Genomic DNA, 25,891 nt, shown 5'->3' on the forward strand with positions numbered 1-25,891 from the left:
CCATACGCACTTCTTGTTATGTCTTGGGCTAGTTTTCCACCACCTGGTTATTTGCAAATCGAATCGGTTTGCTGTCACCCCTTGCAAATGAGAATGATTATCATTTATATTGAATTCAATTCTTGTTCTATCGCTTAATCAGGAGTGAAGAATGGCCTTAGCTCACAGTAATTTCCAGGAATTAAGTCACCAATTACGCTTTCTCCTTTTTGAAGTAGGAATTGGTTTACCACAACGTGCTATTGAGCATTTTATCTCTCTTGCTCATCGCGAATGCTTGCAGCGTCTACAGCAGGCAGTGATGAGGGAGGGTCTTATAGCAGAACCTATCATCAGCCATCATGTGCACGATTTTCTCGCCCAATTACAAGCAAAACTTAAAACCAATCAACCAGCTTCTGTTTTTTTTCACTGGCAGCGTTTACAAGATGAACTGGATGAATCCATTGCTAACGATGCGATGGCGCAAGCTTATCGCCAACATTGGCAAGCAGGACTAAAACGGCAAGCAAAGAATTACACCAGTTTCTGGATGTGGTTAAGCACTGAACAAAACTGCCAAGATATAATACAGCTGCTTGAACAATGGGGTTGCCTCGGTCATCCCAGCCAACCTCAGTTTCGCGCCAAAATAGGATTCAGTCGTCGTGAAGTATTACAATACTCACCCGAATTTAATGCACAAATCAGCCTGCACTGGTGTGCTCTACGTAAACAACAAGCCCAGCTCACCACCAATCAAATAAACTACTCTGAATTGATAGCCAATCAATTCCCCAAAGAATACAAACTATGGCAAGAAAAACTGCGTTTTAAGCAAGTCGATATCACAGAATACTACCCTATGCCGATGCATCCCTGGCAATGGCGCAATCAACTACAAAACACCTTTTCTTCATTAATTGACAGGAAGGAACTGATTTTAATACCCCATCATCAACTGGTAAAACCATCCATGTCTTTTCGAACAACGATGCCATTAAGAAATAACGCTTGCCATCTAGAATTTGCTTCTACAGCGAGCACCAACCCGGCATTATTATCAACGTCAACAACTGACAGTTTCTCTTTCTCTGTATGGCTTAGCCAGTTACTCCATCAGAATCAGCATTATGAACAAAGTCTTTTCCTTGCCGAAGAGCTGGCGGGATTAAGTGTCCAGGAGAAACCCTTTTCTACAACACAAGATAAACAATTTGTTTTAACCCTACGTAAAAACCCCGGCAGTTTCCTGCAGCCGTGGCAAAAAATGGTTCCCTTGGCGGCTCTTTTTACGCAATCCCCCCTTAGTAATCTTCCTCTACTCATCGAGATTATAAATAGTAGCGGTTTAAACCCCATTGATTATTTTAGATTGTACTGTCGCCAGGTTTTAACCGGTCAATTACATTTGTTACTTCATTACGGTGTAGCTATCGACTCGCATCAACAAAATACGCTTGTAATATTTACTGACAACAAACCAGAAGCACTCATCCTGCGGGAACAAGCTAAAGGTCTTGTTTGTATCCATCCCTGTTATCAGCACGTGGTTAAACCCGTTTTTCACACTGGCTCGGCAATAACAACCGATAATTTAGCCCTACTCTGCCAACAATTTATTGAAGGTAATTTGCAAAATAATCTGGCTTATTGGCTGTGTCTGCTTAATCGTTATTTTTCTCTTAAGGCAGAAACGCTTTGGCGGGTCGTTTATAATGAATTGCAAACTGCTTTAAAGAAACTCTCCCCTTCAATTGAATCAGGCATTTTCAAGCAGCAAAGCGATCGCTTATTAGCAGAACCCTGGCACTGCCAGTGCCAATTGAGCATGTTTCTAACTAATCGCAATGAGGGTCTATCTAAACGTATTACCAACCCTTTACATTCATTCTATAACTGATTGTTTTTTAGAACTAATTTAATTTTAGCCATTCCAGCTCAGCAAAATCAGGCCAGCAAATGGACAGTATACCCGCAAAACCATGAGCATCCAGTTTCTTAAATGAATGGCAACAGCGTGACAGTAGCGAGACTATTGTATACACTTTACAGCAAAATACCGTCACAGGCGCCAAGGCGCGTTGGCGTAACCCTTAATGCTGTCGGGACGGATGAAGGCATGTTAAATTTACCGTTTTACCCATGATACTAAAACACATACCGAATGCACTTACCCTATTTCGCCTGGTATTAATAGTGCCCTTTTTAATGCTTCTTTACCAACAGGAATATGTAAATGCTTTTTACACATTTCTGCTAGCTGGCCTAACTGACGGCATTGATGGTTGGTTGGCCAGGCATTTTCACTGGCAAAGTTTTTTTGGTTCATTCATCGATCCTTTAGCAGACAAATTGCTCGTTGCATCGAGTTTTATTTCGCTAGCGCTTATCGGGGAATTACCTTGGTGGCTGGTTATTTTGGTTTTTCTTCGTGATTTAACCATCTCGATTGGTGTTATAGCTTGGTATTGGCTCATTCAGCGTAAACTGGATTTTGAACCAACCCTGTTGAGCAAAATTAACACTACACTGCAGATAATACTAGTTATTTCCTGTCTATTTGAATTGGCTTTTTTTGCTTTTTCGCCTTATTTAATCAATACACTCATTGCGCTCACAGCGCTAACCACTGCCGCTACTTACATTGACTATGTGTTTACGTGGGGCAGAAGAGCGTGTTCAATCAATCATCTCGCCAAATGAATCGTCAATTGGCCCTAGCAATTCAGCTGAATGATGAAGCAACCTTAACCGATTTTTGTTGGGGGTCTAATACGCTATTACAACAACAATTAACCATGGCTCTACAAGGGAAAGGGGAACGCTTATTCACCATCTGGGGGAATCCCGGTTGCGGTAAATCACATTTATTACAAGCCTGTTGCCAGGCAATGAGCATTCATGCAGCAGCAACCATTTATTTGCCTTTGAAAATTCTTAAAGAATGGGGACCAGAGAGTATTGAAGGGATAGCAGAGCAAGATTTGATTGCCATTGATGATATCGATACGATTGCAAATGATACAGCCTGGGAAGAAGCACTATTCCATCTCTATAATAAAGTTCGTGATAATGGCAAAACTATTCTGTTGATCACTAGTCAACACCCACTGTCTTCTTCACCCATCCATTTACCGGATCTTCGCTCTCGCCTTGCCTGGGGCTTGGTTGTACAACTTAATGAGTTAGAAGATGATTTAAAAATCAAAACTCTACAACAACATGCAAGTAAACGCGGTTTCAAATTACCAATCAGTGTTGGGCAGTTTCTGCTTAATCGTTGCGCACGCAATATGCATGATTTACACGCTATACTTAACCAGCTCGATGAAGCGTCTCTAATAGCCCAACGAAAAATTACTATCCCCTTTGTTAAGTCAATTTTGAGTATTTAACCTTAGCCACGTTTCTTACTAGACCAGCAGTGTGCTGCTGGTCTGCCTGGAGAAGGTGCTTTATAGGTACACGCCAGAGGAGGCCTCTTGAGGAATTATTGACGGTGCAGGAGACATGCCAAACAAATCGCCATCTGAGGCCACTCTTCTTATTCCCAATTTACTAGCAAGAAAACCATGACGGTTAGTTCCCACGACTGTATCTTCATTAGCTACAGGCAGTATTCTTGCTCGTGAGACAGGCTCTGACTCTTCGTGGCGAAGGACTACTTTCACTGGATCTTTAAGCTTTTCTGTAGCAGTACGGAGCTCTTTTGTAAGACCTCTGTGTAAGAGTGTCAAATTGTTCTTTTCTTTAGCCACAATTTTTTCCCCACAGAATTCATCAATTTTTTCTTGATCCAAGCCCACATAGCTCGCAATAAGGTTTTCGATACCCAGACGTTCGACATACCAATAAACACTAAAAGCGGCTGCACCAGTCAAAAGACTCATAAAAATAATAGGTAGGGAACTGGCAACAACCGGTATGAAACAGAGTTCAGCAACTTTTACAGCAACCGTTTGACCAGCAAAAAACCCCCCGCTAAAAAAGATAATGCCTGCTACAGCCGCCGTGACTGATTTTGCTGTTTGCAAAGCTGGGCGGCGACCTAAGTTTTGCATCGTAGCGCGTGCAACATCCAGGTCGCCCTGTTTTGCCTGTAACATCTTCACAAGGTTAAGATTTTCCTGTAATTCCTCAACAGACATATCGTCTCGAGAGAGGTGCTCGGCAAGAATATACTCGCGAATCTTAGTAATTAATTTAACTTCTTTTAAGTAAATATCCAGAAGTTGCGGCGCGCTTTTATTTTTTACCCCTAGATTTTTCCCAATTTCAACTAAATCAAAGGCACAGAAGACAGTAATCGCAAGCAATGCAAAAACCACGCCCGTAGCCAAAATTACCGCAGGGGTGAGTGTAAATACTTCCAGCATCGCGGTAATGCCATCAAAGCCTTCGCAACCGAAAAAAATTATTCCAGCAATTGCTAACAACCAATAGGTAAATTTCTTGGATCTATTATCGGATTTCTTTTTATGTTGCTCTTGCTGCGTGAACAAAGTGTTATGCAAATCATTTAATAATGAAGCAGATAATGACTCAAGGAGAAATTCATTCCTCTTATCGCCTTGTGGCCTTGTATTCAGCCATCGCACTAATTCCGCTTGCTCGATTATATTGCTCTGTTGCGCTGCAATTAATGCCTGGGAGAGTGCTTGAGTATCAGCTAATTTAGCCATTAACTGCTTCGTTTTATCGCTTAGAGCTATTTTTCTCGCCACTTCATTACCTCAATTACATAAAATGGGGGATTTACTACCTAAGAGCAAATCGGCAAACAATAATAGCACTATAGTAATGACACTTTATTAATCAAAGCTTAAGGATTTGTAACAATAGTGCAAATAATGAAGGCTAAAATGAAAAGAACCGAAAATTCAGCCTCCATGGTTAGCTTGCTATACTGTTAGAAAAGTTTGCAGGCTATTTGAAGCTTGTAAGCCCGAGATTTCATTATGAAAGGAACATACATTATGGAAAAGAAAATTATTGCCGCCAAAAATGTCTTTGATTATGCCCATTATGGCTTTTCCAATTGTGTAGTTTATAATGGCATCGCTTATGTCACTGGCCAAGCAGGCATCGATGAGCAAGGGAAATTAGTGGGCCCTGATATAAAACAACAGGCTCTTAAAACCTTTGAGAACATCCGAACATTGCTTCTTGCCGCTGGCTCTGATTTGACCAACATGCTTGCAATGACCTGTTTCATCGTGGATATTGAAAAAAATGGCCCTGATTTTTTTGCTGCCCGCGCAAAAATAATGCCTGTCAATTCCTACACGAGTGCATCCATTGGGATTTCAAAACTTGCCATACCTGGCTTACTGGTAGAAGTTCAATGTACAGCAGCAATAGGTTGAGCGACAGATGCCTTAACAAGTAGCCTGGGTGCAACGAAGTGAAACCCGGGTTTACGGTCTTGCAGACCTTCACCCAAGCTACGTTTACTACTGTTCTATCGATAAATCCTCAGCGCTGATTACCCCAAACCGCAAGCCAACAATAATTGCACTGGTGATATTTCGACAATCTAATTTTTGAAAGATGGATTGTCGATGCTGAGTGACTCTTCGTATGGATACCTTTAGAAAAGCCGCAATTTCTTTCAGCTCTTTACCTTGTGCAGATAGATAGAGACATTGCTTTTCCTGCTCACTTAAACGCAGGTCGAAATGAATCGGTTGTCGTACCCAAGTGCTGGCAAGCAGGGCTTGAATTTCCGCTAATTGATTAGAGGTTGGATTGCTATTCCCTAAATAGGCCAGATAGTTCTTTGCAAATACTTTAAAAAAAGGACTATCGATTAAATTCGTTTTCCTCAAGGTTTCTTGCTTTGTTTTCACCATTATTCTTCCTTTATTTTTTAAAGGTGTGACTTAGCACAGGAATTATTGAAAAAATAATCCCTGTGTCTCTAGTCGCTGAAATAATTAAGATTTCTGGTCAAAAGCGAATTAAAAGCACGCTGTAAACCATGCCCTTAATGTTCAACCGGTGTAAATAATGGGAAATTTTGGTGGCTTCTTACGGACATGCCATTGAAATACAAAACTGAAATAGACTAAGATTCCTTTAGCCATTTTTATCTCCAGTGATAAATTTGGTCAGCTGGCGGGGAGGAGTTCGAGCCCTCTCTGTCAGCGCTTGTTGCATTTAATACTTCAAACGCGCTTTTATACTATTTTATTCTGCGGTGTCTTGCAAATGAATTTTAGAGTTAGGCAGACACCACAGAATCTATCTGATTTAACTAATCCTAGCTTTGGCACCTCCTTTACAATACTCCCATCGGTTGTTTTATTAAGAAGAAATCTCTTATTCATTAAGAATTGATTTTCATCAAAAAAGCAAACAAACGAAAGTTTGTATATTGCGCTCTTGCACTCTGCTGCGTACTTTGAAGTTCGCCTCGTTCACCATAGTCTAGTGATTTTACAGATCTTGAAATATACACTAGTGGTTAATGTCTATGGGTCACTTTATTTATATATCACAGACTTTCAATAGGACAATAAATACTCTATCAATAATTAAGCTAAGTGTAATTAAGGGATAATAGATATGTTAGACACAATTGAATATGAGGAGAGACTATGTGTATTTATAGACATTCTAGGCTGGCGAAGTGCAATTAAAGAAAAATCTGCTGGCAATTTATATAAAATTTTTAAACCATTTTTTATATTCAGAAGAATCATCAACAACATAAAAAGCTAATTGAATCTGCAGAAAATACCAATGGCGTAATTAATTTTTCCACTAAAGAAGGAAAAATCCGTCATTACGGGTATTTGACTTGTATAAGCCAGTTCAACTAATTATTTTTTCTGACAGTTTAGTTCTAAGTATGCCATCTAATTATTGTGGGCGTATTTATGACAAAATTCCTCATGCCATTATAAACCTCTTGGAAAGTGGGTTCCTAGTTCGTGGCGGAATCTCTTTAGGGCTCCTACATCACACTGACCAGATTATTTTTGGACCCGCACTGGTTAGAGCACACGACCTAGAACATAATGAGGCTAAATTTCCGCGAATACTTATTGATGATAGCGTAATTGAAAAAACTGGAGCTACAGAACAACCTATAATGAAAGATCAACTTGGGAATTGGATAATTGACCCGTTTCCTAAAAGAATGGAATGTAATTTCAATAAAAATGAATGGCGAAAATTTCTCAATGAAAATTTTCAAATTGAATTTGTAACAGAGAAAATTGAGCGAGCAATTTTAAATGTAACAGAGTCATCATTAAAAAATAAATGGAGATTTCAAGCGGAGGTATGTGCGAGATCATTAGAAAAGTATAATAAAGCTACCGCTGATTTAGTCTTAAGATTAAGGCGTTGTGCTAAATAGATTTGAACTTATAGCTAGCCTGGTTGCAACGAAGTGAAACCCGGGTTACGTTCTTACAAGCCCTCACCCAGGCTGCTTATCTTTTCCATTTCTTAAATAGCTCTGAATTAAATCAACTTGAGCTTCGGTAGAAAGAAGGCCATCAATAAGTAAATCGGCAGTTTTCTTCAACTCTCCATCAAAAAAAAGTTTCCTTGTACGCGTAAGATAAGATTCCAATTCATTCAATAAATCCTCTTTGGATGTATTAACGTCTTTAAAATCCCGAAGTAAACGGCGAACTAGAGAAACATCTAAAGGAGTAACAATGTGAACAAACGTAGTAATATACTTAGCCGTTTGCTGATGTAAACGTCCTAAAGGGGTATCTAAAATAATATAGTCTGTCGCTTGCAACTGTTTTTTTAGTGCCGGGTGTTCTACTACTTGATTTTCTCCAAGTTTAGCAAGAACCTCGGCAAGGGCTGTATAATTCCATTCCGCATAATTTTGGCCGCGCTCGTACCAGGCAAGATAATCGTCTGGACCACTTGCAAGCTCATCAAAGTCATCCCAGAAAAGACAGGTTGCATCCAAAGCGTTTGCTAATGCCTTCGTTAAGGTAGTCTTTCCAACACCAGAAGTACCACTAATTGCGATGATTTTACTAGACATAGAAATCGACGAATTAATAATTAACAGGAATAATGGGGTAGGAAAATAACATTCGTCATCCTCCTAATGCTGCTCTGCTTTAATATAACGACTCAAAAAAGCTGCCCCCACCCACATTAGGCCACCAATGCCCAGTGTTACTAAGCCTATATAAGCAAAAACCTTCGTATAAATTACCAATGATTCCATTCCCGGTTTTACAGTGGCTGGTAAAGCCGTTAAAGAAGCCACCGAGGCACCTACGAACCCTGCAATAGAAGAGGTTAAAAACCACATCCCCATCACAAAGCCGGTAATATGGACAGGAACTAATTCAGCAACCATCGCTACACCCAAAGCAGATACAAACAATTCCCCTGTGCTCTGAAAAAAATAACTGGCTACTAACCACCAGGATGAAACCATCCCACCGTTATCATGTAAATAGCGGGCAAAATACAATAAGGTAAAACTAAAACCGCAACACAGCATACCTACTGCAAATTTATAAGGAATGGAAAAAGCCAATCCTCTTTGTTGCAATTTATGATAAAGCATCGCCAATACAGGACTCATTATAATAATCCAAATTGGATTTAGGGCCTGGAAACTCTGTGGATCAAGAGTAATACCCAGCAAGATCGGCCTAACATTATTAACAGCAAATAAATTTAAGGAGGTGGGCATTTGCTGGTACAAAGTAAAAAAGACAATTGCCTCCAACATCAAGACCAAGGCCACTAGCATTCGAATACACGCGCCTTTGTTCTCACGGCGCATATAGAGCAAATAAATAGCAACAACCACTGCTGTAATTAGCCATACCAAACTTTGGGCAAACAATACATGTTGCAATAAGTAAGCAGCTACAAGCGTGGCGAGTACTATCCCAAGGACCACAAAACACCAGTGCACCAATGGAATAGTTTTCTCATCTGCATTGGTATGGATATTAGCGACATGTTGGTGTTGAAACCAATAGTTAGCCAAACCTAAAACCAAACCTATAAAACTAATAAAATAAGCATAGGCATAACCAAAACTACTCGCTAAGGCAGGTCCGATAAATAACGCAAAGGTAGACCCTAAATTGATAGCCATGTAATAAAGGGTAAATCCACCATGCAGGCGCGGATCATTTTTCTCATAGCATTTTGCCAACAGGCTGGAAGGATTCGCCTTAAATAAGCCATTACCCACACAAACAAGGCCCAAGGCTAAAAAAACCTGTTCTTTATTCACCAAAGCGAGCGCCAGATAACCCAGAGCAAGTGTTATTAGCCCTAATACAATCGTGCGTTTGGTACCTAATATTTTATCTCCTAGATAACCCCCTAAAGCAACCATCCCATAGACCAAGGCCGAGAAAGCCCCAAAGGTGTAGTAGGCCTCGGTGTCGTTAAATCCAAGAAAACGAATGAAATACAACGTCAAAATACCTTGAACAGTATAAAAACCAAAACGCTCCCAGACTTCTAACATAAAAATCATGCGAAAAGCAGGCGGCTGTGTACGAAACAAGGCCAGCATTTTTCCTCTTTATCTGGGAAATTAAAATCAAAACGCTATACCACTTTATCAACGAATGCAAACCGGTAACCGTTTACATTTCGCTAGCTTGAGTCGCTATGCGTTGTTTTTTGAGCATCGCAGCGGAGCATACACGCAAGCAGGTGAACAGCGAAGCACAGCAACTCAAGGCATAAGTGCCAAGATAGTAGAAAATGTAAACAGCCCCTACTTCTTTTCTAATTTTTGACTCATAAGACTGTTCAGCACTCTTGCCAACCTCCCTGTGAGTCACTATATTTCTATAATCTATCAAAAAAATAAGTAGTTATGGCTAAAAAAGCCCTTTATTTAGCAGGTGGTGGTGCCCGTGGCGCCTATCAAGCTGGTGTACTAAAAGCCATCGGCCATATTTTACAAGTGAAAAAACTTCCTTTTGAAATGATTAGTGGCGTCAGCGTCGGGAGTATTAATGCTGCAATCTTAGCCGAGCAAGCCCACGATTTTCCTGCTGGCCTTGAAAAACTGGAGGCTATTTGGAGCGACATTCACTGTCAAAAAATTTTTAATGCCAGCAATTATGAACTCAGCAAATCCGTGTTACGTAATCTGAGTCATTTAATCGTGAAACAACGCCAATCTGGGCACCTTCTTGACACGACGCCGTTGAGAGAGTTTATTACCAACAGCATTAATTTCGAACTTATAGAGGCTAATATAAGCAGTGGCCAATTAGAGGCAATGGAAGTAATCAGTCATTGCTATGAAACCCAGCAAACCATTTCTTTCTATCAGCATGATCATCTTTCATTTGAGGATTGGCATTATCCCCGGCATATCAGTCAACGTGCGACACTGACTATGGAGCATATTTTAGCCTCCAGTGCACTGCCATTATTTTTTCCCACCGCAAAGATTGATGGGTTTCACTATGGCGATGGGAGTATAGGGTTAGTTTCTCCTTTGCGCGGAGCCATCCGTTTTCAAGTTGAGCGTATTCTGATTTTAGGCACACGCCCATTGCCGGCATTTACTGATCCTGAGTTATTACGCAATGGTGATATTGGTTTTGCTCGCGTTTTAGGTGGGATGTTAAATGGCTTATTTCTCGATAACCTTGATCGTGACATTGAAATGGTAAACCGAATGAATGATATCGCGCGTCTGCTTTCGATGTGGAAAAAGCGCCATTCACCTTGGCGTCCCATAGAAACGCTTCATCTGAAACCCAGTGTCGATGTAGCGGCCATGGCACAAGCACAGTACCTGAACATGCCTGCTTTGCTTCGTTTTTTGCTGAATGTTCTCGGCGCCAAAGATCACTCCGGTGATTTACTTAGCTTTCTACTCTTTGAAAAAGAATTCACACGTGAATTAATCGAATTAGGCTATCAAGATACGCTAGCAACTGCGACTGACGTCATCAAGTTTTTTGCTTAGCTTTTAAAGCCATTAATACGGGCCTTGTATCTGGTCTTATCCCATGCCAAATAAAAAACGATTCTGCAGCTTGCTCTACCAACATCCCCAAACCATCCACTGCCTGTCGGCAACCTTGCGCACGTGCCCAAGCAACAAAGGCCGTCTCTCCTTTAGCACTATAAGCCAAATCATAACAACAGGTTGCTGCTTGAAATAACGAGGCAGACAAGGGGAGTTCCTCCCCTGTTAAACTGGCTGAAGTAGCATTAATCAGCACATCATACTCCGCTTGTAATTCGGCCAGGCGACAATAGCTTATCTCGGGAAAATCAGTCTGCAAGCTCATTGCCTTTTCCTCTGTTCTATTCGTTACTGTTAGCTGAGCGATGTTGGCCGCTAATAATGGAGCAATAATGCCACGCGCAGCCCCACCTGCTCCTATCAGGAGAATTTTTTTAGCATTTAAATCGAGATAACGACTTAAATCTTTTATCAAACCCGCACCATCCGTATTATCCGCATGCAGACGCTCTTTCTCCATCCATAAGGTATTGGCCGCTTTGGCTTGCTGACAACGGGGGGTACTTAGGTCTGCCATAGCAAAGGCTCGTTGTTTGAAGGGTAAAGTAATATTTAATCCCAGCCCGCCTTGGGCAAAAAAAACCGTTACCTGGGACTCAAAAGCGTCTTCCGCAACTAACCTTTTTTCATAGCTCAACTGCTTCCCGGTTTGTTCAGCAAAACATTGATGAATGAAGGGAGACAAACTATGGGCTATAGGATTCCCCATGACAGCACAACGACTTGACATATCCGTTCTCTCGCTAGTTATTGATGGAAGAGTTCTTAGTGTTTCGTCATGAAATTGGCGAAACACCAAGCCTAACAATAGGCTAGCTTTCGTTAAGCCAGACTTTTCATAACAACTTCCCGAAGATCGCGTGATAAATCCAGCTTAGCCAACTGTGCCAATTGTTGCTTCATCAAGGTTTGCCTTTTTTGATCAAAACGACTCCAGCGGGTAAAAGGCGTTGCCAATCGTGCGGTAATCTGTGGATTTATCTTATCCAATTTAGCAAGCATTTCACCCAAAAAAGCATAACCACTACCATTAATTGCATGAAAATGACGCGGATTAGCCTGGCAGAATGCGCCTAACACTGCCCGCACCTTGTTGGGATTTTTAATGTGGAAAGCAGGGTGTTGCAGCAAAATTTTTACTCGTGCCAACGTATCGGGCAGTTCACTACTGGCCTGTAGGGCAAACCATTTATCAAGGACAAGCTCATCTTGAGACCATTGCCGGTAAAAACTATCAATGGCTTGTTCACGAACAGTACCCTGCACACAATTATTTAATAAGGCAAAACTGGCAATCTGATCAGTCATGGTGTGCGCCGTAACAAATTGCTGATGACAGCGCTCCAGGGTGTTTTGCTCGTCGGCTTTCATCATTAACCACAAACATAGATTCCGTAGTTTTCTTTGTCCAAAAGCACGAGCATCCATCGCGTGTTTCTCTTGTTGCCATAAGTTCTCGTAGATTTCAGACGCTTGTTGTAAAAGATTTCTGCCCAATTCGGCGCGGAAGAAATCGCGTGCTTTCTCCACAGCATCAACGTTTACCAAGGTTAAATCAGCAATAACTTCTTCAAAACTTGGCGGCATTAAAATTTCAGCACGCAACGCTAAATCCAATGACTCATCAACCAGGACGTGGCGATAAGCAGCAATAAGCGGTACTGGAATTTCCCATGATTTTTCCGGGGTGCTGAGATAACTATGGATACATTTCAGTGCTAAACACTGAGCGGCATCCCATTTTGCATAACCATCGGTTTCAAAACGCAGTAAAGCAAGCAGTTCTTCTTGGCTTATTTCGCGTTGTAATTTCACCGGCGCTGAAAAGTCGCGTAATAAGGAAATAATCGGTTTACAGGGCAAACCGTCAAAATGAAATAGTTGCTGTGTTTCACGTAACTCCAAAACGTCTTCCTTTAAAGGGATACGTTGACCATTAAGATCAAAGAGTGCTATCCGCAAAGGAATATGAAAAGGCTTTTTATCCTGGCACTCCGGTGTTGGAAGGCAGGATTGGATAAGCGTCAAACTCAGGCGACCGTGACTATAATCACTCTTTAATTGCACTTCCGGTGTTCCGGCTTGGCTATACCAGCGTTTAAATTGACTAAAATCAACACCATTGGCATCTTCCATGGCAGCAACGAAATCATCTATTGTGACTGCTTGTCCATCATGGCGTTGAAAATATAAATCCATTCCGCGGCGAAACCCTTCTTTACCTAGCAAGGTATGTTGCATGCGGATTACTTCAGCACCTTTATTATAAATGGTTGCGGTATAGAAATTATTAATTTCTTGATAAGAGTCTGGGCGAACCGGATGAGCCATCGAACCAGCATCTTCAGGGAACTGGGTATTGCGTAGCATTTTAACATCCATAATGCGATTAACGTCACGAGAATTCATATCGCGTGAAAACTCCTGATCGCGAAAAACAGTCAATCCTTCTTTCAAGCTTAATTGAAACCAGTCCCGACAGGTAACGCGGTTACCAGTCCAGTTATGAAAATATTCATGTCCTACTACACCCTCAATATCGGCAAAATCCTGATCAGTTGCTGTATCAGGCCGAGCAAGAATGTATTTGGAATTAAAAATATTCAACCCTTTATTTTCCATTGCCCCCATATTGAAATCACTGACGGCAACGATCATGAAAATAGCCAGATCATATTCTCGACCATACACCTCTTCATCCCAACGCATTGCTTTCTTTAAAGAATGCATGGCATGTCCACATTTATCTTCATTACCTGGTTCTACATAAATCCGTAAATCAATTTTTTTCCCCGAACCAGTCACAAATTCATCTTTGACACACGCCAAATTACCGGCAACCAAAGCAAATAAATAAGACGGCTTTTTGAAAGGATCCTGCCAAACAACCCAATGTCTGCCATTTTCTGCATCACCGGCATCAATTAAATTGCCATTGGAAAGTAAAACCGGGTATTTGGTTTTATCTGCACAAATACGCGTGGTATAGGACGCCAGCACATCCGGTCGATCAGGAAAAAAGGTGATCCGGCGAAATCCCTCCGCTTCACATTGAGTACAAAACAGTTGATTAGAACGATAAAGGCCTGACAACTTACTATTATCCTGTGGGCGAATTCGAGTCACCACTTTTAAGGTGAATTCTGCCGGACATTGCTCAATCAATAAGTCGCCATCTTGCAAACGATAAGCCCCTTTGCCAAGGATTTCCCCGTTTAGATGCAAACTGATCAATTCAAGTTCATCACCATACAAATGCAAAGCCCCTTCACCCTGCCGTTTTAGTTGCATTTGATTTGTGATCAACGCATGATCATCATGCAGATCAAATTCAAGAGCAACTGTATCTACCGTGAAGGCAGGGGCTTGATAATCTTTCAGATAAATAGTCGTGTCTGGCATGAACTTTGCTCCGGTATCGAAAGGGTAACAAACAAAAAAAATAATAGTTTGATTATGTGCAATTTTTTAATATTTTTATATAAAAAGACTCTATACTAAAGCTAGGGAGACAGTATCTCGCTTTTACAAGTCTAAGAGTTTATGAGCGAAATGCAAAATTATAAAGTAAGAAAGAGCGTTTTTTCCCACAAAGGGATTCAGTAAAAGGGGATGACTTTATGAGCACACAAGATTTTTTAGCAGGTTACACAAGACGCTTTGTAGACAACAAAGAAGAGGAGTTAAGTCTGGATGAGTACCTGGAACTGTGTCGTACAGACCCTGCCGCTTATGCCAATCCAGCTGAACGATTATTGTTGGCTATCGGTGAGCCAGAGATAGTCGACACCCGCCACGACCCAATATTATCTCGCTTGTTTTCCAATAAAATTATTCACCAATACCCTGTTTTTAAAGAATTTTTTGGCATGGAAGAACCTATTGAACAAATCGTTGGTTTCTTAAAACATGCCGCACAAGGCCTCGAAGAAACGAAACAGATCCTCTATTTATTAGGTCCGGTTGGTGGTGGAAAATCATCACTGGCAGAAAAATTGAAAGATTTGATGCAGAAAATTCCTTTTTATGCCATCAAAGGCTCACCCGTTTTTGATTCGCCACTATCGCTGTTTAACCCGGAAGAGGATGCGGAATTACTCTATGAGCGCTATGGTATTCCATCACGCCATCTACGTTATATCATGTCTCCCTGGGCGGTGAAGCGCTTGCAGGAATTCAACGGCGATATCAGCCAATTTCGTGTAATAAAAGTTAAACCCTCGCGCCTAAAACAAATTGCCATCGCCAAAACTGAACCCGGAGATGAAAACAACCAGGATATTTCCTCACTGGTAGGCAAGGTCGATATTCGCAAACTGGAAGAATTTTCCCAGGATGATCCCGATGCTTATAGTTATTCGGGTGGCCTGTGTAGAGCCAACCGTGGCTTGTTAGAATTTGTCGAGATGTTTAAAGCCCCGATTAAAGTATTGCATCCTTTACTTACAGCTACTCAAGAAGGAAATTACAATGCCACTGAAGGATTATCTGCGATTCCTTTTGAAGGCATTATTCTGGCGCACTCGAATGAATCAGAATGGCAATCATTCCGTAACAATAAAAATAACGAAGCGTTTATCGACCGTATCAATATCGTTAAAGTGCCTTATTGCCTGCGCGTTTCTGAAGAAATCAGGATTTACCAAAAATTGCTGGATAACAGTTCGCTTAAAGAGGCTCCCTGTGCACCAGGAACACTTGATATGCTAGCGCAGTTTTCAGTTTTGACTCGACTAAAAGAACCACAAAATTCGAGTATCTATTCCAAAATGCGTGTGTACAATGGTGAAAGTTTAAAGGATACCGATCCTAAGGCAAAATCTTACCAGGAATATCGTGATTTTGCCGGTGTAGATGAAGGTATGAGTGGAATTTCCACCCGTTTCGCCTTTAAGATCCTGTCAAAAGTATTCAATTTCGATCATTCTGAAGTTGCCGCCAATCCTGTCCATTTACTCTATGTACTTGAGCGGCAAATTGAACAGGAGCAATTCCCTCAAGAGTTACATGAAAAATATTTAACCTTCATGAAGGAGCATCTGACCGCCAAGTATGTTGAATTCATTGGTAAGGAAATCCAAACTGCTTATCTCGAGTCCTATTCTGAATATGGACAAAATATTTTCGACCGCTACATTACTTATGCTGATTTCTGGATCCAGGATCAAGATTATCGTGATCCGGATACTGGCGAAATTTTTGACCGCGGCTCACTTAATTCTGAGTTGGAAAAAATAGAAAAACCGGCTGGTATTTCCAATCCAAAAGATTTTCGTAATGAAGTTGTCAATTTCGTATTACGGGCACGGGCTAATAATCATGGCAAAAATCCCGTATGGAATAGTTATGAAAAATTGAAGTCAGTCATTGAGAAAAAGATGTTTACCAATACAGAAGATCTGTTGCCGGTGATCTCCTTCAATGCGAAAGCCTCTGAAGATGATAAGAAAAAACATGAGGAATTTATTGCACGCATGGTAGATAAAGGTTACACCCGCAAACAAGTAAGATTGCTCTGTGAATGGTATTTGCGAGTACGTAAATCGCAATAACAAAATCTAAGTTTGTCTTGTAACGCCAATTTACTATGGGCTTACAAGGCAACAGCTGATAAGGATGTAGTTATGTCGCAATTGATTGACCGACGACAGAACGCCGGCAAGAAAAGTACGGTTAATCGCCAACGCTTTCTTCGCCGCTACAAAAACCAAATTAAACGTGCCGTATCTGATGCGGTGGGTAAACGCAGTATTACCGAAATTGATCAAGGCGAACAAATCAGTATCCCTGCCCGCGATATTTCCGAACCGCGCTTTCACCGTGGACAAGGTGGACGAATAGAAAGGATCTTACCCGGGAATGATGAATTCATGACAGGGGACAGGATTAAACGTCCCAGCAGCAACAGCGATGGCGGCAGTGGCAGCCAAGCCTCTAATAGTGGTGAGGGTGAAGACGAATTCGTTTTTCAATTATCACGAGAAGAGTTCCTGGAATTATATTTTGAAGATTTAGAGCTCCCTGATCTGGTAAAAAAAGAATTGGCGCGCATGACTACTTACAAAACCATACGTGCCGGGGTGACTAGCAGCGGTATTCCTTCCAATATTAATGTCGTCCGCTCCATGCGCCAAGCGACCGGGCGGCGGGTGGCTTTAGCATCGCCCTATAAACGTGATCTGCGCCGTGCAGAAGAAGAATTAGCACGTCTGGAAGCATCCCCTAATCCAGATAGATTAGAGTTGCTGCGTTTGCAAAGCGACATTGAGTTTTTAAAAAAGAAAATCGGTGCTGTCCCTTTCATTGATACAATTGATTTACGCTATAATAATCGAGTCCGAATTCCTGCCCCATCAACACAAGCCGTTATGTTCTGTGTAATGGACGTTTCAGGCTCTATGGATGAAGCCAAAAAAGATATCGCTAAACGTTTTTTCATTTTGTTGTATCTATTTTTAACTAAAAATTACGAGAAAATTGAACTGGTTTTTATTCGTCACCATACCTCTGCCAAAGAAGTGAATGAAGAAGAGTTTTTCTATTCACGTGAAACAGGCGGTACCGTCGTCTCCAGTGCCCTGGAATTATTGAGTGCCATTATTGACTCACGCTATCCGGCTGCCTCCTGGAATATTTACGTTGCGCAAGCCTCTGACGGCGATAACTGGAACGCTGATTCGCCCTATTGCCAGGAATTACTACAAGAAAAAATCATGCCCTTGCTGCAATATTTCGCTTACATTGAAATTATGCCTCGCCATCATCAAAGCCTGTGGGAGGTTTATCAGCAAGTACGTAATCAATACCCTAATTTTGCCATGGAAAATATCGATAATATCGCTGATATTTATCCTGTATTTCGCGAATTGTTCAAAAGGAAAACCGCATGAGAAAGAAACCTTTATCCACCGGCGCTGAATGGACCTTTGAATTGATTCAAGCCTATGATAAAGAAATTGCGCGCCTGGCCAAAGAATTCAAATTAGATACCTATCCCAATCAAATTGAAATCATCACTGCCGAGCAAATGATGGATGCTTACGCGTCAGTAGGCATGCCCATTGGTTATCACCACTGGTCTTTTGGTAAACACTTTGTTGGGGTTGAAAAGAGTTATAAACGAGGACAAATGGGGTTAGCTTATGAACTGGTTATTAACTCCGATCCTTGTATCTCCTATTTGATGGAAGAAAATACCATGGCAATGCAAGCTCTTGTGATAGCTCATGCCTGCTATGGACATAACTCCTTTTTTAAAAATAATTATCTGTTTAAAATGTGGACCTCTGCAGATGCCATCATTGATTACCTGGTCTTTGCCAGAAACTATATTAGCGAATGCGAAGAACGTCACGGCATTGACGAAGTAGAAGCAATTCTTGATGCCTGCCACGCTTTAATGAACTATGGTGTCGACCGCTACAAACACCCAACCGGTTTATCAATTCAAGAAGAAAAAATTCGCCAACAAAATCGCGAAATGTATATGCAATCCCAGGTCAACGAATTATGGCGCACTATTCCACAAAGCAAACAAATTGATGCCAATGGCCGCAAAAAACGCTTTCCGGAAGAACCGCAAGAAAACATTCTCTATTTCATTGAAAAGAATGCGCCACTACTAGAATCCTGGCAGCGTGAAATTGTTCGTATTGTCAGAAAAATTGCGCAATATTTTTACCCTCAAGGGCAAACCAAGGTGATGAATGAAGGTTGGGCTTGTTTTTGGCATTACACGCTTTTACATGCCCTCTATGACGAAGGTTTAGTAACCGATGAATTTATGCTGGAAATTCTGCAAAATCACACCAATGTTATCATGCAACCAGCTTTCAATAGCCCTTATTTCAGTGGCATTAATCCTTACACGCTCGGTTATCATATGATGCAAGATATTAAACGGATCTGTGAAAATCCTACTGCTGAAGATAAACAGTGGTTCCCCTACCTGGCCAATACCGATTGGCTAGGTAGTCTTGACAGCGCTATGCGTAATTTTAAAGATGAAAGTTTTATCGCCCAATATTTATCGCCGCGTCTAATACGCGAAATGAAATTATTCCATATTGTGGATGATGACAGACATCCAGATTTAATGGTCGGCGCCATTCATAATGAACAAGGTTATCAAATGATCCGTGAAGCCCTTTCTCGCCAGTATAATCTGAGCTATTTGGAGCCAGACATTCAAGTCTACTCCGTTGATATGGAAGGAAATCGTTCGTTGACTTTACAGTACAAACAGCAAAATCGCACCCCGCTCGGGGAAAATACCAATGAGGTATTAAGGCATCTCCATTCGCTATGGAAATTTCCAGTCATTATGCAGGCTGTCGATACACAAGGACAAATTACCGCAGAATACCACTGCCCTCCTCTGCCAAGCAATAAACACAGTCCTAAGGAAATAATTTAAATTTGGCTCGTAGCAAACACTAATATCCTTAAACAAAAAGCCCCATCAAGGGAAAAATTTTTATTGCGTAAACAAGGTAAATTCAAGGCCGATTTTAAATCGGCGTCTTTTTAATATTTTGCTTTAATCCAGCAACTCGGGATGAGCAGTAATAATATCCTGCCATAGAGGCTGAAAACTAGACCATCCAGCCAAGGGAAATCCAACAGCATTATTGCGAGTTCTTAGCGCTACCTCTCGCTTAATAGGCTCAATCGCTTGTCTGGTTGATTCAGCCAGTATTTGCATTTGACAACAGCGCTCCATGGAAATAAACCACCAAACTGCCGCTTCAACCGTATCAGCAACAGTAAGCAGGCCATGGTTTTTCAGAATAATAGCCTTCTTATCTCCGAGCGCCTTGGCTATACGCTCACCTTCAGAGAGTTGGACAACTACTCCGGTATAATCATCAAATAGGCTATGATCTTCATAAAAAGCACAGCCAGATTGACTAAGCGGTTCCAATAACCGCCCTGTTGTAGACCAAGTTGTCCCATAGAGCGAATGCGAGTGAGCAGCTGCGACAACGTCAGGTCTTGCTTTATGGATACTTGAATGGATAGCAAAAGCAGCTCGGTTAAGTCGAGTATGCTTGCCCTCAATAATTTGACCTTCATCATTACATAAGATTAAATCGGATACTTTGATTTGGTTAAAAGAAATACCTAAAGGATTAAGCCAAAAATAATTGGTATATTCGGGATCCCTAACCGTAATATGCCCAGCCACACCTTCATTTAGACCTAGCTTGCCAAAAATACGAAAGGCTGCGGCTAGTCGTTGTTTGCGATGAAGGCGCTCTTCGACTATAGATTCTTTTTGCACTACAACATGGCTGTATCGCTCAGGATTTTTTATAGGCATAAAGATTATTGTCTGTTATTAATTAATAATATAAGCAAAACAATAGCTTGGTTTATCACTGGGAGCAACTATTTTGTCATCGCTGCCAAGAGTAATCGCTCTCCCTTATGCGGCTCCTTACCATGCATGCATGAGTAATTATCAACAACCATAAGATCACCGACTTGCCAAGAAGTAGATACAATATTTTTCTTAATGGCAAAATGCATTAAGTCCGCTTCTTTCTTTGATATAGGCTCACCATCGCCATAAAAAACAACATAGGGCAGAAAACTTCTATGTGACAGAATAAAGCGTGCAATAGGATTTTTGACTGTACGATTTATGGCAACAAAGCTCTTATTATAATACAAGTTATTGTGAGCGGCTTGATTGAACCAAACCACTTTATTATTAATAGGATGACGGCGGCAAGCAGGTAGCGTTCTTTCTGTAATTAAGCCATTCCCTTTAGACGTCCATCTAAATTGTAAATTCAGAGTATGCAAAATCTTCTCGAGCTCGTTTTTATCTTCTGTTTGAAATGCGCTCATCCATGTTCTGCAATTCAGGCCTTTACCGATGAGTCGAACGAATCTCTGCCTAAGACCTTTACCATAAAAAAAATGGCGATATAACATCCCTTTGGCTTCTAATTTTTGCTGTAAAGAATCCGGAAGGGAAAGCCATATTTTATGTCCGTCAGCTAAAGGAGTATTTCCTCCGAACCCAGGCGTTTTTAAGGAGTTAAAAAAAATGTAATTTGGAAATTCAGGATCATAAGATTTTTCATTATGCATAGGAACACTAAAACTTTCATGGATGTTGATTGAAGTATAGATACCCTCTTGAATTTTAGTACGAGGAACTGCACACAAATCATAATTGAAAAGCATACCTAAGGAGCAGGCACTAATAACAGCTGCGAATTGCTCGGCTGAATTAACATGAAATCCGTGAAACCTAATCGCTCCATATTGCAACAATTGTTCTTTAAAAAATGCATTTTCCTCATTAAGAAAGTGGATTAATGTATCCACATTTGCCTGTCTCTCAGATGTGGGCTGAATTAATAGAGGTAATTTTTCTCTGTTTAAGAAGGTATACGTGAAATCAAAATTTGCCATAAATTATCCATATAAATCATGAAGAAAACTATCCATTATACAAAGCTGGCATCAACCAGGGACTACTCTCATAAGTATCCATTCGCTCATGTAAATATAGTATAAATAAACCACAGGTTCTGATAGATAATCTCCTGCTTTTTAACTCTATTATTGTAAACTTAGATTAACAGCATTAAAAAAGAGCTTACCTATGAGCAATACACATAGACGCAGAGAAATTCATTTACGTTATACAATCAATAACAAGGGCGTAACGTCTATTTATATTGATAACCGCGCGCAACAATTTATCGAATATGCCGCAAATCAACCAGGCCCCGTTTTAGAAATTGGAGCCGCTTATGGTACAGTAACTCTAGCTGCTTTACAGGCTGGCGCCACAGTGATTGCCAACGATATTGAAGAGCAACATTTACAAATTCTCTATAATAATACTCCTCAGGAAATCCGCTCACGCTTAACAATACTTCCCGGTTGCTTCCCCGAAGTATTACAACTGCCTGCGAACAGTTTACGAGGATTTTTTGCTTCTCGTACTCTCGGACATTTGGATTTCATGGCCCTACGACAGGGATTTGAGAAACTGTTTTTTACCCTGTGTCCTGGTTCCAAATTGTTTATTATCAGCGGCACTCCTTATACTAGAGTATTCAAAAATCTTATTCCTGTTTATGAACAACGATTATTATATAATGAGTTATGGCCAGGCTATTTCCCTAATTTGAAAAAATTGGTGGAGAAAAAATATGCTGCTTTTATTCCTGATACACTTAACTTTCTTGACGAAAAAGTACTGTCACGAGAGTTAGGTCGAGTCGGTTTTGTAATTGAAGAAAGCTATGTTTTTTCTCGGGAGGATCTCCCCGAAGGCTTGCGCTTAGATGGTCGGGAAGGTTACTTCACTGTTGCAATAAAGCCACGATAATAGTAACAATAACATAGGAAGAAAAATTTTTTATATTATGAATAAGAATGCAGAATGCTACTACGAAAGCGCTAAAAAACTGAACCTTCTCATAGAACAGGAACCCTTAATCGACGGGTTTAAACTATTACTCGGGAAGCGCCAATATTTTTTTTATGGCCCCAGAACCCCACTAAACCTGAATACGAGCTCTTTAATAGCACATGATAAACATACTGCAAATAAGGTTTTGGAGAAAGCAGGTTTTCCTGTTCCTAAATCGATAGCAATACACTCTTCGGAATTCAATCAAGGACTACTAGAAACCTGTATCAAGAATTTGACTTTTCCATTAGTGATAAAACCCAGAGATGGGACCCTAGGCAGGGATGTCATCTGTAATATTCAAAATTTAACGGCGTTAAAGACACATCTCCACAATAAATTTGCAACGAATGACTGTTTAATCATCCAAGAATTTCATGGCAATTTAAAATCCTACCGTATTCTTGTTCTCTACAACAAAATAATTGGTGTTGTTATTCGTGAGCCCTCTTTTGTTATAGGTGATGGTAGCCATACTTTGCATGAGCTTATCGAAATCACTAATATTAATCGAAATAAACTCCGTGATTTTTTAGGGCCCATTTGTATTGACGAAGAACTCCACATTCGCTTGCAAGAACTCCAGATTGATTTGGGATATATTCCTGCAGTGGATGAAAGAGTTACTTTAGGCTATGCATCGAATGCAACTCGCGGCGGAGTTTATCAAACAATATATAAAAAAATTAGTAAAGAGAACAAGCAATTTTTTCTCCGTGCTGCCCAAGCATTAAATTTGAATATCGTTGGATTTGATGTTGAATGTCCTGATATTGATATTCCTATACAGGCTTCTGGAGGCGTTATTATTGAAGCTAACCCAACTCCGAGCATCAGGATCCACGAAAAGCCAATGGAGGGAACACCGGTTATGGTTTCTAAAAAAATAATACTCAGTATCCTCTATAGACATCCTTTGGCTTATTTAAATACTCTGTGTAAAGAGGGTCATGCTGCTATCTCTATAAAAAGTGCCCTATTGCTACTCTTTTTAGGCTTGATTTATCTCTGTGTCACTCTGTTCTGATAGGGCAGAACAATAATTAATAGTACCTTGCTCCTTTACCGAATTTGCACAATAATCCAGTATAAAGGAGTGAGGATAACCTGGCTTGTGAACTGCTATGAACAAAAATGCGCGTTGTTACTATGAAGCCGCCTTAAAACTCCTTCTTCCTGTTGAAGAAACACCTGAAATAGAAGGGTTTACTTTAAAGCTAGGTAAAAAAAATTACTTTTTTTATGGCAGTAGTTCTCCACTTAATAATAGCGGTAGTGCTCATGTGGCACGTCATAAATATTGTATGAACAAAATTCTCGCGCAAGCCGGCTTACCTGTTCCCAAAAGTGACTTCGTTCATGTTAATGAATACCTCCAGGGAAAAATGGAAAAAAAAATAGCTCCCCTTTCTTTTCCTCTCGTAGCAAAACCTCAAGAAGGTAAACTAGGCAGAGGCGTTTTATGCAATATTAAAACACTCACCCAGTTAAAGAATTATATGGTTAAAGGTTTCCAGTCTGATGACTATCTCCTGATCGAGGAGTTTCATGGCAATTTAAACTCTTACCGTGTCTTGGTACTGAACGGCCGTGTACTAGGAGTGATCCAACGCTATCCAGCACATATAATAGGTGATGGGATTCATACTATTCAAAAACTGATCGAAATAACGAACCTTGAGCGAACACAAATCAGCGATGCATTCGGTCCAATTACTGTTGATGATGAGTGTTTGATTAGGCTCGATGAGCTGGGTCTCACCGTGGACTATGTCCCCTACAAGGGTGAATGGCTTACCTTAGGTTATACCTGTAATGCTACACGGGGAGGTACCTACACTTCTTTAGGCAACAAAATATGCAAAGAAAATCGTCGCCTAATGGCTGCTGCAGCGAAAGCCTTATGTCTGGAGCTTGTAGGCTTTGATGTACAATGTGCGGATATTAACCGACCCATCCAATCTACCGCTGGTGTTATTATTGAGGCTAACGCAGGCCCCAGTATCCGCATTCATGAATCACCTGTATCGGGCATTCCAGTTAATGTCAGTAAAAAAATCATGCGCCGTCTTATTTACCGTCATCCTCTGTCTTATTTAGCAGCGCTCTATAAAAACCCCCGTTCTGGTGTCTACCTGAGAGTCTTGATTTTGGCAGTCATCTGCGGAATCGGTTATTATGGATTCATCGCTTGAGCAGTTGAATCCATAAAGGCAAGGTTATTTTCACCTCGCCTCCAGATGCCACGCCTAATCGCTTGCCAGTTCTATTGCAAAGGCTAATCCCAGTTTAGTGAAATTAACCATATGATCGGTGTTCAATAAATCCATCGTATCTGCTGCAGAGTGGATATAAGGATTATGCCGTTCAAAGCTGGTTTCACAGGGAAAAGCAGCGGGAATACCCGCAGACATCCAGGAGGCATGATCACTACAACCATAGCCACAACGGGAATAAGCGACAGGGACCTTGATATAGGTTTTGATAAGTTCAGCAATGTAATCACTCAACATCTTATCGGTATAATCACGAAAGACCCACATGGTGGGATCATTGGCATCATTACGAAACCCTGTCATATCGAATTGAATGACTGCTTTAACCGGAATCTTTTTACGCAGGAACTTTCGCACGACATATTGGGAGCCAACCAAACCACGCTCCTCCGCTGCATACCAGATCAAATAGATTGGCCGCTCAAATGTCAGCGAGGAGGCCAATAGCACTCGGGCCACTTCCATCAGTGAGGCAGAGCCACTTGCATCATCGCCAGCACCTGGCATAAAGCCGTCCAGGGTATCCATATGCGCACCAAGTACTATCGCGGGCGCGTGGATATCCTTGCCTATTACAGTAACCAAGGAAGGTTGAATGTAATTTCCTGTCTTTACAAAATAACTTTTCGTATCACTGCGACCGTAGGCATGTACTAATCCATCAAATTGTGTCTGTAACCATTTTGCTGTTTGTACGCCGCTATCCCCACTTGCAGAACGATTGTAATAGTTACTCAAATGGGATACGACTTGAATGATATGGTCAGCATCAATTCTTGCCAAAGCGTCATTAACGTTTCTTTCCTGATTTATTTTATAAGGCGGCGAAGAGAGAAACGCTGTTTTAAAGACTGGCGGTTTTGCTAATAACTGCCGGGCAATTTTTTGTTTGTCAGTCGATTTGCTGTTAACAAAATAGTGACTCACATTCACAAAACGACCACAATGTGCTTCATCAGCTAATAAAGCAAGTTTATCCAATTCCTTTGTAGGAAGCTCAATAATTTTAAAATGCCTATTTTGAGCGAGTATGCTGAACTCTGCAGATAATTTGGCTGCCAAGCATTGAGGTATCTGTAGCTGCTCCAGTACAGGCTTGGCTTCCGCAAACAACGGATTGGCCGAGAAAATAAAGACAACTATCAGAAAAATCATCCGTGAATAAAAACGCATAGTAACTCC

At 40.9% G+C, this 25,891-nt stretch carries 21 protein-coding genes; 12 read left to right on the forward strand and 9 right to left on the reverse strand.

The window, feature by feature from the left end:
- The first annotated feature begins 151 nt into the window (after positions 1-151).
- The 3 genes from ACN4Z1_RS00455 (at position 152) to hda (ending at position 3,377) form a co-directional block, all read left to right on the forward strand.
- On the forward strand, positions 152-1,882 hold the full coding sequence (locus tag ACN4Z1_RS00455) for an IucA/IucC family protein (protein WP_228363680.1): 1,731 nt from the start codon (positions 152-154) through the stop codon (positions 1,880-1,882).
- 242 nt (positions 1,883-2,124) lie between these two features.
- On the forward strand, positions 2,125-2,685 hold the full coding sequence (locus ACN4Z1_RS00460) for a CDP-alcohol phosphatidyltransferase family protein (protein WP_115220145.1): 561 nt from the start codon (positions 2,125-2,127) through the stop codon (positions 2,683-2,685).
- Positions 2,682-3,377, forward strand: coding sequence for a DnaA regulatory inactivator Hda (gene hda, locus ACN4Z1_RS00465; protein WP_115220144.1), 696 nt, complete (start codon positions 2,682-2,684; stop codon positions 3,375-3,377). The genes ACN4Z1_RS00460 and hda overlap by 4 nt, the downstream gene beginning before the upstream one ends.
- Positions 3,378-3,437: 60 nt before the next feature.
- On the opposite strand, the gene ACN4Z1_RS00470 is transcribed toward hda, so the two are convergent.
- Positions 3,438-4,706 carry a hypothetical protein gene (locus ACN4Z1_RS00470; protein ID WP_228363679.1) on the reverse strand — a complete coding sequence of 423 codons (1,269 nt, stop codon included), beginning with the start codon at positions 4,704-4,706 and terminating at the stop codon, positions 3,438-3,440.
- A 252-nt stretch (positions 4,707-4,958) separates the two neighbouring features.
- Here ACN4Z1_RS00470 and ACN4Z1_RS00475 point away from each other — a divergent pair, with 252 nt between their 5' ends.
- On the forward strand, positions 4,959-5,348 hold the full coding sequence (locus ACN4Z1_RS00475; protein ID WP_228363678.1) for a RidA family protein: 390 nt from the start codon (positions 4,959-4,961) through the stop codon (positions 5,346-5,348).
- A gap of 87 nt (positions 5,349-5,435) precedes the next feature.
- Here ACN4Z1_RS00475 and ACN4Z1_RS00480 read toward each other — a convergent pair whose 3' ends face one another.
- A complete protein-coding gene (locus ACN4Z1_RS00480) occupies positions 5,436-5,834 on the reverse strand; it encodes a response regulator transcription factor (protein ID WP_419387974.1) in 399 nt (132 codons plus the stop codon).
- A 950-nt stretch (positions 5,835-6,784) separates the two neighbouring features.
- Between ACN4Z1_RS00480 and ACN4Z1_RS00485 the strand changes: the two genes are divergently transcribed.
- Positions 6,785-7,348 carry a hypothetical protein gene (locus ACN4Z1_RS00485; RefSeq protein WP_419387975.1) on the forward strand — a complete coding sequence of 188 codons (564 nt, stop codon included), beginning with the start codon at positions 6,785-6,787 and terminating at the stop codon, positions 7,346-7,348.
- 63 nt (positions 7,349-7,411) lie between these two features.
- On the opposite strand, the gene ACN4Z1_RS00490 is transcribed toward ACN4Z1_RS00485, so the two are convergent.
- Complete coding sequence (locus ACN4Z1_RS00490; protein ID WP_228363675.1) at positions 7,412-8,002, reverse strand: AAA family ATPase; 591 nt, start codon at positions 8,000-8,002, stop codon at positions 7,412-7,414.
- 63 nt (positions 8,003-8,065) lie between these two features.
- Positions 8,066-9,511 carry an oligopeptide:H+ symporter gene (locus ACN4Z1_RS00495; RefSeq protein WP_228363674.1) on the reverse strand — a complete coding sequence of 482 codons (1,446 nt, stop codon included), beginning with the start codon at positions 9,509-9,511 and terminating at the stop codon, positions 8,066-8,068.
- Between the two features lie 309 nt (positions 9,512-9,820).
- Between ACN4Z1_RS00495 and ACN4Z1_RS00500 the strand changes: the two genes are divergently transcribed.
- Positions 9,821-10,930, forward strand: a complete 1,110-nt coding sequence (locus ACN4Z1_RS00500) for a patatin-like phospholipase family protein (RefSeq protein ID WP_228363673.1) — start codon at positions 9,821-9,823, stop codon at positions 10,928-10,930.
- On the opposite strand, the gene aroE is transcribed toward ACN4Z1_RS00500, so the two are convergent.
- Both aroE and pepN read right to left on the reverse strand, forming a co-directional pair.
- Positions 10,914-11,723: a shikimate dehydrogenase gene (gene aroE, locus ACN4Z1_RS00505; protein WP_228363672.1), complete on the reverse strand. Its 810-nt coding sequence runs from the start codon at positions 11,721-11,723 to the stop codon at positions 10,914-10,916. The genes ACN4Z1_RS00500 and aroE overlap by 17 nt on opposite strands.
- Positions 11,724-11,815: 92 nt before the next feature.
- Positions 11,816-14,395 carry an aminopeptidase N gene (gene pepN / locus ACN4Z1_RS00510; RefSeq protein ID WP_228363671.1) on the reverse strand — a complete coding sequence of 860 codons (2,580 nt, stop codon included), beginning with the start codon at positions 14,393-14,395 and terminating at the stop codon, positions 11,816-11,818.
- A gap of 218 nt (positions 14,396-14,613) precedes the next feature.
- Here pepN and ACN4Z1_RS00515 point away from each other — a divergent pair, with 218 nt between their 5' ends.
- The 3 genes from ACN4Z1_RS00515 (at position 14,614) to ACN4Z1_RS00525 (ending at position 19,409) form a co-directional block, all read left to right on the forward strand.
- Positions 14,614-16,545 (forward strand): PrkA family serine protein kinase, encoded by a 1,932-nt coding sequence (locus tag ACN4Z1_RS00515; protein WP_115220136.1) that lies wholly within the window; start codon positions 14,614-14,616, stop codon positions 16,543-16,545.
- A 72-nt stretch (positions 16,546-16,617) separates the two neighbouring features.
- The gene (locus ACN4Z1_RS00520; RefSeq protein ID WP_115220135.1) at positions 16,618-17,883 is read left to right on the forward strand and encodes a YeaH/YhbH family protein; all 1,266 of its coding nucleotides are present in this window, start codon (positions 16,618-16,620) and stop codon (positions 17,881-17,883) included.
- The gene (locus ACN4Z1_RS00525) at positions 17,880-19,409 is read left to right on the forward strand and encodes a SpoVR family protein (protein ID WP_115220134.1); all 1,530 of its coding nucleotides are present in this window, start codon (positions 17,880-17,882) and stop codon (positions 19,407-19,409) included. The genes ACN4Z1_RS00520 and ACN4Z1_RS00525 overlap by 4 nt, the downstream gene beginning before the upstream one ends.
- A 123-nt stretch (positions 19,410-19,532) precedes the next feature.
- Here ACN4Z1_RS00525 and ACN4Z1_RS00530 read toward each other — a convergent pair whose 3' ends face one another.
- Entirely contained in the window at positions 19,533-20,315 is a 783-nt protein-coding gene (locus ACN4Z1_RS00530; RefSeq protein ID WP_228363670.1) for a class II aldolase/adducin family protein, read from the reverse strand.
- Positions 20,316-20,383: 68 nt separating this feature from the next.
- On the reverse strand, positions 20,384-21,421 hold the full coding sequence (locus ACN4Z1_RS00535; RefSeq protein ID WP_228363669.1) for a TauD/TfdA family dioxygenase: 1,038 nt from the start codon (positions 21,419-21,421) through the stop codon (positions 20,384-20,386).
- Positions 21,422-21,614: 193 nt separating this feature from the next.
- On the opposite strand from ACN4Z1_RS00535, the gene ACN4Z1_RS00540 reads away from it, so the two are divergent.
- From ACN4Z1_RS00540 to ACN4Z1_RS00550, 3 genes are all read left to right on the forward strand, one after another.
- Positions 21,615-22,349, forward strand: a complete 735-nt coding sequence (locus ACN4Z1_RS00540) for a class I SAM-dependent methyltransferase (protein WP_228363668.1) — start codon at positions 21,615-21,617, stop codon at positions 22,347-22,349.
- A 37-nt stretch (positions 22,350-22,386) separates the two neighbouring features.
- Positions 22,387-23,460 carry a UDP-N-acetylmuramyl peptide synthase gene (locus ACN4Z1_RS00545; protein ID WP_228363667.1) on the forward strand — a complete coding sequence of 358 codons (1,074 nt, stop codon included), beginning with the start codon at positions 22,387-22,389 and terminating at the stop codon, positions 23,458-23,460.
- 97 nt (positions 23,461-23,557) lie between these two features.
- Positions 23,558-24,628, forward strand: coding sequence for a UDP-N-acetylmuramyl peptide synthase (locus tag ACN4Z1_RS00550; RefSeq protein ID WP_228363666.1), 1,071 nt, complete (start codon positions 23,558-23,560; stop codon positions 24,626-24,628).
- Between the two features lie 54 nt (positions 24,629-24,682).
- Here the strand turns inward: ACN4Z1_RS00550 and lapA are convergent, their stop codons facing one another.
- Entirely contained in the window at positions 24,683-25,882 is a 1,200-nt protein-coding gene (lapA, locus tag ACN4Z1_RS00555) for an aminopeptidase LapA (RefSeq protein WP_228363665.1), read from the reverse strand.
- Between the last annotated feature and the right edge of the window lie 9 nt (positions 25,883-25,891).

This window comes from Legionella sp. ST3F1, assembly GCF_048553315.1.
GTDB lineage: Bacteria > Pseudomonadota > Gammaproteobacteria > Legionellales > Legionellaceae > Tatlockia > Tatlockia donaldsonii.